Origin of the sequence: Bradyrhizobium tunisiense (genome assembly GCF_042263385.1) — a bacterium.
Lineage (GTDB): Bacteria > Pseudomonadota > Alphaproteobacteria > Rhizobiales > Xanthobacteraceae > Bradyrhizobium > Bradyrhizobium tunisiense.
This window is the reverse complement of the sequence record NZ_JBHLEV010000004.1, coordinates 724,464-735,982: the sequence shown is the minus strand read 5'-3', so window position 1 is coordinate 735,982 and position 11,519 is coordinate 724,464. Positions and strand designations below refer to the sequence as shown.

The 11,519-nt window shown below is 62.6% G+C and carries 11 protein-coding genes; 5 read left to right on the top strand and 6 right to left on the bottom strand.

Translation table 11 applies throughout. From position 1 onward, the window contains the following. Positions 1 to 102 precede the first annotated feature (102 nt). From ytfQ to ACFDR6_RS22135, 6 genes are all read right to left on the bottom strand, one after another. Positions 103 to 1,068, bottom strand: coding sequence for a galactofuranose ABC transporter, galactofuranose-binding protein YtfQ (gene ytfQ / locus ACFDR6_RS22160; protein WP_375859482.1), 966 nt, complete (start codon positions 1,066 to 1,068; stop codon positions 103 to 105). A gap of 413 nt (positions 1,069 to 1,481) precedes the next feature. Continuing rightward, positions 1,482 to 2,654, bottom strand: a complete 1,173-nt coding sequence (locus ACFDR6_RS22155; protein WP_375859481.1) for a fumarylacetoacetate hydrolase family protein — start codon at positions 2,652 to 2,654, stop codon at positions 1,482 to 1,484. Between the two features lie 113 nt (positions 2,655 to 2,767). Beyond that, positions 2,768 to 3,745: a HEAT repeat domain-containing protein gene (locus ACFDR6_RS22150; RefSeq protein ID WP_212092391.1), complete on the bottom strand. Its 978-nt coding sequence runs from the start codon at positions 3,743 to 3,745 to the stop codon at positions 2,768 to 2,770. Positions 3,746 to 3,747: 2 nt separating this feature from the next. Further along, positions 3,748 to 3,981: a 4Fe-4S dicluster domain-containing protein gene (locus ACFDR6_RS22145; protein WP_212092390.1), complete on the bottom strand. Its 234-nt coding sequence runs from the start codon at positions 3,979 to 3,981 to the stop codon at positions 3,748 to 3,750. A 27-nt stretch (positions 3,982 to 4,008) separates the two neighbouring features. After that, the gene (locus ACFDR6_RS22140; RefSeq protein WP_375859480.1) at positions 4,009 to 5,751 is read right to left on the bottom strand and encodes a fumarate reductase/succinate dehydrogenase flavoprotein subunit; all 1,743 of its coding nucleotides are present in this window, start codon (positions 5,749 to 5,751) and stop codon (positions 4,009 to 4,011) included. A 104-nt stretch (positions 5,752 to 5,855) separates the two neighbouring features. Next, on the bottom strand, positions 5,856 to 6,629 hold the full coding sequence (locus ACFDR6_RS22135) for a ferredoxin--NADP reductase (protein WP_212092388.1): 774 nt from the start codon (positions 6,627 to 6,629) through the stop codon (positions 5,856 to 5,858). A gap of 210 nt (positions 6,630 to 6,839) precedes the next feature. Between ACFDR6_RS22135 and ACFDR6_RS22130 the strand changes: the two genes are divergently transcribed. The 5 genes from ACFDR6_RS22130 to ACFDR6_RS22110 all read left to right on the top strand — a co-directional run bounded on the left by ACFDR6_RS22130 (position 6,840) and on the right by ACFDR6_RS22110 (position 11,473). Next, positions 6,840 to 7,136, top strand: coding sequence for a gamma-butyrobetaine hydroxylase-like domain-containing protein (locus ACFDR6_RS22130; RefSeq protein WP_212092496.1), 297 nt, complete (start codon positions 6,840 to 6,842; stop codon positions 7,134 to 7,136). A gap of 183 nt (positions 7,137 to 7,319) precedes the next feature. Continuing rightward, a complete protein-coding gene (locus ACFDR6_RS22125; RefSeq protein ID WP_212092387.1) occupies positions 7,320 to 8,096 on the top strand; it encodes a Crp/Fnr family transcriptional regulator in 777 nt (258 codons plus the stop codon). Between the two features lie 181 nt (positions 8,097 to 8,277). Further along, on the top strand, positions 8,278 to 9,699 hold the full coding sequence (locus ACFDR6_RS22120) for an ABC transporter substrate-binding protein (protein WP_212092386.1): 1,422 nt from the start codon (positions 8,278 to 8,280) through the stop codon (positions 9,697 to 9,699). Beyond that, entirely contained in the window at positions 9,696 to 10,604 is a 909-nt protein-coding gene (locus ACFDR6_RS22115) for an ABC transporter permease (RefSeq protein ID WP_375859479.1), read from the top strand. Before ACFDR6_RS22120 ends, ACFDR6_RS22115 begins: the two co-directional genes overlap by 4 nt. After that, the gene (locus ACFDR6_RS22110) at positions 10,601 to 11,473 is read left to right on the top strand and encodes an ABC transporter ATP-binding protein (RefSeq protein ID WP_212092384.1); all 873 of its coding nucleotides are present in this window, start codon (positions 10,601 to 10,603) and stop codon (positions 11,471 to 11,473) included. Before ACFDR6_RS22115 ends, ACFDR6_RS22110 begins: the two co-directional genes overlap by 4 nt. Positions 11,474 to 11,519 lie beyond the last annotated feature (46 nt).

Here is an 11,519-nt window from a genome sequence, read left to right as displayed (position 1 = left end):
CGCGGGCGCCCGCTGACGTTGCGAACACCCGGCCTTTTCCTTCGCGCTGCGGCTTCGAAGGTACGCCGGACCGCGGGGAGCGGCCCGGCGCGATGTCTCGCCTCAGTAACCGAGACCCTTCTTGCTGTCGTAGATCTTCTGCGGATCGTCGGCAGCGGTATAGAGCTTGGATTCGGTCTGGATCCATTTCGGCGGAACCGTGCCCTTCTCCTTGAAGGCCGCGACGGCATCGAGCGCGGGGCCGGCCATGTTCGGCGTCAGCTCGACCGTCGCATTGGCTTCGCCGGCGGCCATCGCCTTGAAGATATCCGGAACCGCGTCGATCGAGACGGTGAGGACGTCCTTGCCGGGCTTGAGGCCGGCTTCCTTCATCGCCTGGATCGCGCCGACCATCATGTCGTCGTTGTGGGCATAGACCGCACAGATGTTCTTGCCGCCGCCCTCGGCCTTGATGAAGCTCTCCATTACCTCCTTGCCCTTGGCACGGGTGAAGTCGCCGGTCTGGCTGCGCACCACCTTCAGATTGGCGTGCTTGGCGATGGCGGTGTCGAACCCCTTCTTGCGGTTGGTGGCAACGCTGGCGCCGACGGTGCCTTGCAGTTCGACGATATTGCAGGGCTTGCTGCCGACGGTCTTGGCCAGCCAGTCGCCGGCGACCGCGCCTTCATGCACGCTGTCGGAGGTGACGGCGGTGAGATAGAGGTCCTTGCCGGAGGGATCGATGTCGCGGTCGAGCAGCACGACCGGGATCTTGGCCTCCTTGGCCTCCTTCAGCACCGAGTCCCAGCCTGTCGAGACGACGGGCGCGAGGAAGATCGCATCGACGTTCTGCGCGATGAAGGAACGGATCGCCTTGATCTGGTTCTCCTGCTTCTGCTGCGCGTCGGCGATCTTGAGATTGACCTTTCGCTTGGCGGCCTCCTGCTTGGAGACCGAAGTCTCGGCCGCGCGCCAACCGGATTCCGATCCGATCTGCGAAAAGCCGATGGTGAGCTCGGCAGCACTGGCCGGCAGCGCGAGCAGCAACGCGGTCGTGGCGCTGGCCGCAAAGAGGGCTTTGAGGGTCATCAGGCGTGTCTCCCAAGAGATGATCTTCTGTTATCTCGGGCGCCGATCGGTAGCATGGCACCCATAGGCCGACCCTTTGAGGTGGCGGCAGGCACTATTTCACGGAAGACGGGTTCCGACTAGTCATATTATTTGACTATTTGATGACAATTTGGACGGGGAGCGCGCGCTGCGCATATGACACGCCAAGCGCGATTTTGTTCCGCGAATGCAACGAGGAGATGAAGAAGCTTGTGCAGGGTGGATGGAGAAAGCGGTATCGCAGCGACGGTGATAGACGGTCGCGCGAACTCTCCTCCCGTCATTGCGAGCGCAGAGTTCTGCGTCTATTCACCGGATGGACGCACGGAGAGTCCCCTCACCCGCGCCGCTTCGCATGTCGGCCCCTCCCCGCAAGCGGGAGAGGCGAAGAGCTAGATCAGCTTCCGCTGCGCCAGGTTCTTCATCAGCGCGCCGATGCCGAAGGTCCAGGGCTCGCACTCGTCGCTGGTGCGCATGCGGTTGACGAGCTTGCCGAGCTGCGGCGCTGAGATCGTGACGATGTCGTCGCGCTTGTGGGTGAAGCCCTGCCCTGGCGCGTCGCGATCCTTCACGGGGGCGAACATGGTGCCGAGGAAAAGAACGAACCCGTCGGGATATTGGTGGATCTTGCCAATGGTCTGCGCCACGAGATCGGTCGGATCGCGGCTGATCTTGCTGATGGAGGAATGGCCGTCGAGGACGAACCCATCTGTGCCCTGCACGTTCAGGCCGATGTCCAGCTTGCGCGCGTCGTCGAGCGTGAAGGTGTCGTCGAACAGGCGCAGCAGCGGGCCGATCGAGCAGGACGCGTTGTTGTCCTTGGCCTTCGACAGCAGCAGCGCCGAGCGGCCCTCGAAGTCGCGCAAATTGACATCATTGCCGAGCGCGCCGCCGACGATCTTGCCGCGGCTCGACACGAACAACACGAGCTCCGGCTCGGGATTGTTCCAGGTCGATTTCGGATGCAGGCCGGCATCCATGCCGGTGCCGACCGAAGATAAGGTCGGCGCCTTGGTGAAGACCTCGGCATCCGGGCCGATGCCGACCTCGAGATATTGACTCCAGGCGTTCTGGTCGATCAGCACCTGCTTCAGATGCATCGCCTGGTCCGAGCCCGGCTTGAGCTTGGACAGATCGTCGCCGATCAGCCGCGTCACCTCTTTCCGGATCGCCTCGGCCGAAGCAGGGTTGCCTTTTGCCCGCTCCTCGATCACGCGCTCCAGCATGGAAATGGCGAAGGTGACACCCGCGGCCTTCAGCGTCTGGAGATCGACCGGCGCCAGCAGCCACGGCTTTTTCGGATCGCGCCCATCGGGCGCCGTGTTGGCGACGATCGCTTCGAGATCGCCGATGCGCTCGCCATTGATCCCGGCAAGCGCTTTGGCCGGATTGTCCTCTTCGCAGAGGGCGCTGATGGTCGGAAATCTTGCGGTGACGTCGAAGACCCCATCCTTGCGCACGGCGACGACGGCGGGCCCACTTACCTGCGGCAGCCAGACGCGGCCGACCAGCGTTCCCCTCGTGCCATCCTCAGGGAGAAGATCCTGAACAGTCAATGTGGTCATGGCCGGCGTCCTCGCTGCTTTTCGGACCGGCCGCGTCAACGGCGGCCGATCACTTTGGCGAAGACCAATAAACGTCTGGCTCCGGATGTCCAGAGCACGGTCAAGGGCGGCGGCTAGGCCCCTGCCCGCGCCTTCCGCGCCGCAATCTGCTGCAGCGCCCACCGAGCGTTCTTGCGGACCTCAGGGTCTGGGTCGTCGGCGATCACGGCCAGAAATGCCTCGCCGTCGGCATGTGCGATCTCGCCGAGCGCGGCGGCGGCCTCTTTGCGCAAGTTTGCCTGGTCGTGGGTGACGCACGCGCCGATCGGCCGCACCGCGCGCTCGACCTTCATCTTGCCGAGGCTGCGGATCGACTTCAGCCGCACCTGCCAGAACTCGTCCGCGAGGCAGGCGACGAGCTGATCCGCCGCGATGGCTCCGTTCACGTTGAGGCCCAGCGTCTCCGCGGCCATCTCGCGGACCATCCAATCCGAATCCTTCAGCGCGCGCGTGATCGTCTCCGCAGCAGACTTCAACTGCGAGAACGCAAGCGCGCTCACGGCGGCGCGGCGCACATGAGCGTCAGGATCGTTGATCAGCGCCGTCAGCGCGGGGATCGATTCTTCCAGCTTCAGGAAGCCGATCACGCCGATCGCCTGCGCGCGCACGGCCGCATCGGAATCCTGCAGCGCCTCCAGCGCGGGCTTCAGCGTGTCCTTGCGGCGCAGCTCCTTGAGTGCCCGCAACGCGCCCATGCGAACGAAGGCGTGGCCATGCTTGACCAGCGGCAGGATGACATCGGCGCAAGCCGGGTCCTTGAACTCGGCCATGCTGTCGGCCGCGGCCGTCGCAACGATTCTTTCGGGATCGACCAGCAGCTTCACGAGCGCGCCCGCAGCTTCCGGCCCGTCGAACTCACCGAGCGCCATTGCGACCTGCTGGCGCACGCCCGCATCGGGGTCGGCCACCATGTTGGCGAGATGCGCAACCGCAGCGGGATCGCCGGAATGGCCGAGCGCGATGATGGCGACGCGGCGCTCGGCGGGATCGGCAGCCTGAAGCCGCTCGTCGGCGTCTTCGAGATCGTCGTAGGATTCGAACGGACTGGACATGGTCACCTCAACAGGTATGGAATGTTGACGGTGACGGCGCCGGTCGGGCAATCGGCTTCGCACGGCATGCAGTACCAGCACTCGTCATAAGCCATGTAGGCCTTGTTGGTCATGTCGCTGATACGCAGAACGTCGAGCGGGCAGACGTCGACACAGACGGTGCAGCCCTTGTCCGCAATGCACTTGGCGTCGTCGACGACCACCGGAACCGATGTCTGAAAGGACGCGAGGGGCATCGTTGTCTCCTGTTGTTCGCGATGGGGTCAGGCGGTGGCGCGGATGCGCTGCTTGTCGTAGAGGTCCTTCTCGTCGTCGGCGATCGGGACGACATAAGGCTCGACCGCACGCTTTTCGCTGGTCATCTTGCCGTCCCGCTTGCTCAGCAGCGTGTGACAGAACCAGTTCTCGTTGTCCTTCTCGGGGAAATCCGTGCGCCAATGGTAGAGGCCCCAGCGGCTCTCCTCCCGATATAGCGAGGCATGCGCCGCCATGTCGGCGCAGTCCATGATCGACTGCACCTCGAGCGCGCGGAGCAGCTCATGCGCGTTGCGCGCAATCATGCGCTCCTGCATGTCCTCCCGCGCCTCGGCCAGGCGGCGCATGCCGAGCTCGTACTTGCGCGTGACCTTCGGCGGCTGGAGATAGTCGTTGACCAGGCGGCGGGTCTTGTACTCGATCTGGTTCGGCGGAATGCCGTCCTCGCGCTTCGTCGGCGCCATCACGCGGTCGCGCTCCATCGCGACGTCGGCTGCATCGAACTCCGCGAAGTCGTGGCTGTCGGCGAATTCCATCGCGTCGATGCCTGCGACCGAGCCGTTCGTGAAGGCGCCGAGCATGTAGTTGTGGGGCACGCTCGCCATGTCGCCGGCGGCATAGAGGCCCGGCACGGTGGTGCGCGCATTGTCGTCGACGAACACGCCCGAGGCGCTGTGGCCAGAGCAGAAGCCGATTTCGGAGATGTGCATCTCGATCGATTCGCTGCGATAGTCGACGCCCCGCCCCTGCTGGAACAGCCCGCGCGTCGGCCGCTCCACCTTGTGCAAGGTGGATTCGATCTCCGAAATGGTCTCTGGATGGAGATGCTTGAGCTGGAGGAATACCGGCCCCTTGCCGGACAGGAGCTCGTTGTAGAATTCGAGCATCATCTGACCCGACCAATAGTCGCATTCGATGAAGCGCGAACCTTCGTTGTTGGCTGTGAAGGCGCCGAACGGACCGGCGACATAGGCGCAGGCCGGGCCGTTGTAGTCCTTGATCAGCGGATTGATCTGGAAGCATTCGAGGTTCGCGAGCGCGGCGCCGGCGTGATACGCCATCGCATATCCATCCCCGGAATTGGCGGCGTTCTCGTAGGTGCCGAACATGTAGCCGGAGGTCGGCAGACCCAGGCGGCCGGCGGCGCCCATGCACAGGATCACGGCCTTGGCCTTGATCACCAGCATCTCGGCGGTGCGGGTATTGACGCTCACCGCGCCGGCGATGCGACCGTCGGCGGATTTGAGCAGCCGCGTCGCCATGTAGCGGTTGGAGATCAGGATGCGGGCGCGGCGGAGCTGGCGATACAGCGCCTTCTTCACAGTCTCGCCGTTCGGCATCGGCAGCACGTAGGTGCCGATGTGGTGCACCTTCTTGACGGCGTAATCGCCGTTCTCGTTCTTCAGGAAGCGGATGCCGAAACTGTCGAGCTCCTCGATAATGCTGTAGCAGTTCTGCGCGTATTTATAGACTGCCTTCTGGTCGACGATGCCGTCGTTGGCGATGGTGATTTCCTTGGTGTACTGCTCCGGCGTGGCATAACCGGGGATGACGGCATTGTTGAGCCCGTCCATCCCCATCGAGATCGCGCCGGAGCGCTTGACGTTGGCCTTTTCGAGCAGAACGACATTGGCTTTCGGATTCTTCAGCTTCGCCTTCAGTGCCGCCATCGGCCCGGCCGTGCCGCCGCCGATCACCAGCACATCGCAGGAAACCTCCGAAAGTCCGTCGACGATCTGATCTAGTGCCATCGCTTGCTCCTGGTTCGCCGGACGTCCGGCGCCTTTGCATCAGATTTGTTCAGAGGGCCCTCCCGGCGATAGCAATTAGTTGTCGCCGGGGTGCGATTTGCGCCTCAGCGCTCGACGAAGGCCTTTTCGACCACGAAATGACCGGGCTGGCTGTGGTTGCCCTCGATAAAGCCGCGTGCGGAGAACATCGCGGGCAGTTCCTCCAGCATCGCCGGGCTGCCGCAGAGCATGATGCGATCGGTCTCGATATCGAGGCCGGATAGGCCGATATCGTCAAACATCTGATTGGAAGCGATCAGATCGGTGATGCGGCCGCGATTCCTGAACGGCTCCCGGGTGACGGTCGGGTAATAGACGAGCTTGTCGCGGATCAGCGGCCCGAAGAATTCGTGGTTGCGCAGGCCATCGACGACGTGCTCGCCATAGGCCAGTTCCGAAACGTGGCGGCAGCCATGGGCGAGCACGATGGTCTCGTAATTCTCGTAGACATCGGGATCCTTGATCAGGCTGGCGAAGGGCGCAAGGCCGGTGCCAGTCGAAAGCAGCAACAGGCGTTTACCCGGAATGAGATTGCCGGTGATCAGCGTCCCCGTCGCCTTGCGGCCGACCAGGATGATGTCGCCTTCCTTGATCTTCTGCAGGCGCGAGGTCAGCGGCCCGTCCTGCACCTTGATCGAGAAGAACTCGAGTGCCTCCTCGTGATTGGCGCTGGCCATGCTGTAGGCCCGCATCAAGGGCTTGCCTTCGACCTCGAGCCCGATCATCGCGAACTGGCCATTCTGGAAACGAAAGCCGGGATCACGGGTGGCAGTGAAGCTGAACAGGGATTCGGTCCAGTGCCGGACCGACAGAACCGTCTCCTTCTGAAATGCGCTCATGGTCTCTCCTTCTCGATGACACCAAGGTCGCGGCAAGAGGAGAGTCCGGCAATTCGGAAGTGAGATTCGCGGTCGATTAGTTTCACATTTTGCCGCGGTGATCGAAGAGAGGGCAATTGACCGCCATCCCCACGCATCCATGCCGGCAATTAGTTGCTATCCATGCTGTCCCGCGCCGACGTAGAAATCAGCCGGAGGTTCGTCATGACCATGAGACTGGTGGCACCCACCGTGGCCGATTATGAAGCAAGCGCCGATCTCGCTTCGCTCCTCGTCCGCACGACGCAGGACGATGCACTGAGCGTCCCCGCAGAAACGCTTCGCCTTTCCTGCAAATGCGCCCATTGCACCCGCGCGCGCTTCGACGGCCGCTTCCCGGAAGCATTTCCGGGCATCGCCATCACCGAAATCGGCGATCTCGGCTACGGGTTGAACATCGCGTTCTCGGACGGGCATAACCGAGGGATCTATCCGAAGCCGTATTTGCTGAGCCTGGCAGGGCATTGACCCATAACCGGTCTCGTCATTCCGGGGCGCCCGAAGGGCGAGCCCGGAATCCATAACCCCCACTCGCAATTATGGATTCCGGGCCTGTGCGCCTTGCGAATCCCGGAATGACGCCGGAAGTTGGCGCCCCATCTGGCACGGACATTGCTCCTCTTTAGAACGATTTGAACGTTCCGGAGGCAGATGATGTTGCAGGCCGCCAATGTGGTTCGCGGGCCCATTCCCCCGGCAGTCCGGCCTACCGGCAGCTCCTCGCTGCTCCTCACCGAGAACCAGCAATGGATCGGCGGACCGCCGCCGTTGATGGACAAGCTTTCGCCGCGGGAACGGGAGCTGGTGCTGAAACAGGGGCGGCGCAAGGTGCTCAACCGCGGCCAGACCCTGTTCAGTCAGGGCGGCAAGCATGACGGCATCTGGTTGGTCGAGAGCGGCCGGATCCGGGTGTTCTACACATCCCCGCTCGGGCGCGAGATCACGCTGGCCTATTGGCATGTCGGCAATTTCGTCGGCGGACCCGAGGTATTCGAGGGCACCGTGCATCAATGGTCCGGCGTCGCATCCAGCAATTGCAGCGTGGTGCATCTGCCCGGAAAGGAGCTGCGGTCCCTTGCCACCGAGATCCCCAATCTTGCGATCGGCCTAATCGAAGGCCTCACGTTCAAGGGCAAATGCTATTCGGCGCTGGCCCAGATGCTGGGAACGCGCTCGATCACGCAGCGCCTTGCGCACCTCTTGCTGCATCTCGTCGAGCTCTATGGCGTCGAGGACGCGGACGGCCGCGTGATCGCCGCAGCCTTCACCCATGCGGACATCGCCCACATGGTCGGGGCGACGCGCCAATGGGTCACGATCAGCCTGAAGCGCATGCAAGAGAAGGGAATCGTGCTGACCAAGCGCTCGCAGATCGTGGTCTGCCGGACCGACGTGCTGGAGGAGATGCGTGGACACGCATCTGACTGAAGGATTTTGGGACCAGGCCCGGTGCACAGGCAAGCGGCTTTATAATGCAGGACTGCCCAAGGAGTATGCAATCAGCTTTTCCCGGCAACTAATCGACTGCGGTCATCATTCCGGATTTGCCCTGTCTGAGCCCTCACCCAATCATGGCAACCACAGCACATCCAACCGAATGAGGATGAGAATGGTCCGCCATCTTTCCACGCTCTCGATCGCGATGTCGGTGACGTCGCTGACGCTTCTGATTGCGCAGTCAGCCTCGGCGGAAACCGTGACGCTCGGCATCGGAACGCAGGACACCACGACCAACACGGTGACCGCCGGCGTTGTGATCCGCCAGCTGAACCTTCTCGAAAAGTACCTGCCCAAAGACGGCAAATACGCCAACATCAAGTTTCAGCTTGAGTGGCAGAACTTCACCTCGGGTCCGCCTGTCACCAATGCGATGATGGCGAACAAGCTCCAGATCGGCATGATGGGCGATTATCCGCTGATCGTGAACGGGTTCACCTTCGAGAGCAATCCGGAAAGCAAGAGCCGGCTGATGGGCATCGCCGCCTACAGCCTCGAAGGCTCCGGCAATGGCCTCGTCGTTCACAAGGATTCGCCCTACTACGATCTCGCCGACCTCAAAGGCAAGCTGGTCAGCGTGCCCTTCGGCTCCGCCGCGCACGGCATGGTCCTGAAGGCGATGCAGGACCGTGGCTATCCCGCGGACTTCTTCCAGCTCGTCAGCCAGAGCCCTGAAGTCGGCTCGACCAATCTCCAGGAAAAGAAGATCGACGCGCATGCCGACTTCGTTCCCTTCGCCGAGCTGCTGCCCTTCCGCGGCTTCGCACGAAAGATCTTCGACGGCGTCGAGACCAACCTGCCGACATTCCATGGCATCGTGGTCCGCACCGATTTTGCCGAGAAATACCCGGAAGTCGTCGTCGCCTATTTCAAGGCGGTGATCGCCGCCAACCAATGGCTGCGCGACGATCCCAAGCGAGCCGCTGAAAAGATCCAGGAGTGGACCGGCATCAGCAAGGAGGTCGTCTACATCTTCCTCGGTCCGAGCGGCAACATGACCACCGATCCGACGATTAAGCCAGCGCTGATCGATGCCGCCGCAGTCGACGTCAAGGTGCTGCAGAACCTCGGTCGCATGAAGGAATTTGATCCGAAGAAGTGGGTCGACGATAGTTTCATCCGCAAGGCCTACGCCGAGATGAAGCTCGACTATGACACACAGCTCGCCAGTACGAAGAACTACGAGATCGCCGGTGAAGACAGCTTCTGCAAGAAGCCGATTGCGGATCCGCGCAAGGCTGGCGAAGTCTGGGTGGATGATGCCGGCATCATGCCCTTCGCGTCAGCCAACTGCACGCTTGGCGCCTATGCCGACTACAAGGCCAAGGGCAAGAAGATCAACGTCGCTTACGTTTTCGATACGACACGCGGCATCAAGCTGTTCGCCGACCAGGCCTTCTACGCAGTGGGCAATGGCGACGTGGCACCCTTCCTGCTGAAGAAGGATGCCGAAGCCCATGCCGCCAAGATCAGCGGCAAGGTGCTTGGCTTCGAGGACGCCGTGAAGGTGGCGGTGGGCGGAGGCAAGACGTGAGCAGTCCCGCCCTCCTCAGACATCCCAAGGATAGCATGCCGGCAACGACCTTTATCGAGGCGGGCTCCGCGCCCGCCGTCCCGCCGCCTGCAGCATCGCGCACCTTCGGCACGCTCGCCCTGCGATGGTACAGGCTCAACCGGTCCGGACTGCGCGCGACTGCGATCGGCGTGATCTCGCTGCTCGCGTTCCTGCTGGTCTGGCACCTGCTCACGACCTACCGCGTCGTGTTCTTCGTGCGCTTCACCAACGTGCCCTCGCCGCTCGCGGTCTATCAGAGCTTCATCAAGGCTGTATACGACCCGAAATTCCTGCTGCATATCGCATTGAGCTGCCGCCGCATCTTCATCGGCTTTTCGCTCGCGGCGATCGTGGCCGTGCCGCTCGGCCTGATCATGGGCCGCTTCAAGCTTGTGCATGAGGTGATCTTCCCGGTTGCCGAGGTGCTGCGACCGATTCCCGCGATCGCCTGGGTGCCGATGGCGATCATGCTGTGGCCCACCAACGAGCAGAGCATCGTCTACATCACCTTCCTCGGTTCGTTCTTCCCGATCCTTGTCAACACGCTGCACGGCATGTCGCTGGTCGATCCCGTGCTGGTGCGCGCCGCGCAATGTCTCGGCGCGCGGGAACGCTCGATCTTCCGCGAGGTGTATTTTCCGGCGTCGCTGCCGCACATCTTTACCGGTCTCACCGTCGGGATGGGGGTCGCCTGGGTGTCGCTGATCGCCGCCGAAATGATCTCCGGGCAGTACGGCATCGGCTATTTCACCTGGGAGGCCTATTCGCTGGTCCAGTATGCCGACATCGCGCTCGGCATGATCGCGATCGGCGTGCTCGGCCTCGGATCGAGCCTGCTGATCAGAGGCGCGGGACAATTGGTGATGCCGTGGAGATCGACATGAGCGAGATGATTGCGAGCAGCCCGAAAGGCCATATCGAGGTCAAGAACTTCTCCCTCGCCTACGAGACCATCGAGGGAGCGGTGCAGGCCGTGACCGACACGCAGATCCACGTGAAGCCCGGCGAATTCGTCTCGATCGTCGGCCCCTCCGGCTGTGGAAAGTCGACGCTGCTCAATGCGGTCGCCGGCTTCCTCAAGCCGACCACGGGAATCGTCACTGTCGACGGCGAGCGCGTGAACGGCCCCAGCGCCGAACGCGGCATGGTGTTCCAGCAATATTCGCTGTTCCCCTGGAAAACGGTGCGGGAGAATGTCGAGTTTGGTCTGAAGATGCGCGGCATGCCCCGTTCCCAGCGTGAACGGGCGGCACGCACCCTGCTGGGGCTTGCAGGGCTCGAAGCGTTCGAGAAGCATTATCCGGAAAGGCTCTCCGGCGGCATGAAGCAGCGCGTCGGCATCGTCCGGGCGCTGGCGACAGGGCCCAAGGTGCTGCTGCTGGACGAACCCTTCGGCGCACTCGATGCGCAGACGCGCGTCATAATGCAGCAGATCCTCACTAACATGTGGCAGCGGCTGAAGATCTCGGTGCTGTTCGTCACCCACGATATCGACGAAGCGATCTTCCTGTCCGACCGGGTCTACTGCATGACCGCTCGTCCCGGCTCGATCAAGGCGGAGATCCCGATTCCCCTTGAACGGCCGCGGCAGCAATCGATGATGATGTCGTCGGAATTCCTGGCGCTCCGCCGCGGGCTGATGTCGCTGATCCGCGAGGAAAGCCTGAAGGCCATGGGCGGCGAGATCACCGACATGGGCATGCAGGGGCTGAGCATCGAGCTGAACGGCCATTCACTGGCGGATGTCATCTAGCGATCGGCCGGCGCACGCGCCTTCGTTCCGACCTCGTGGTAGAAAT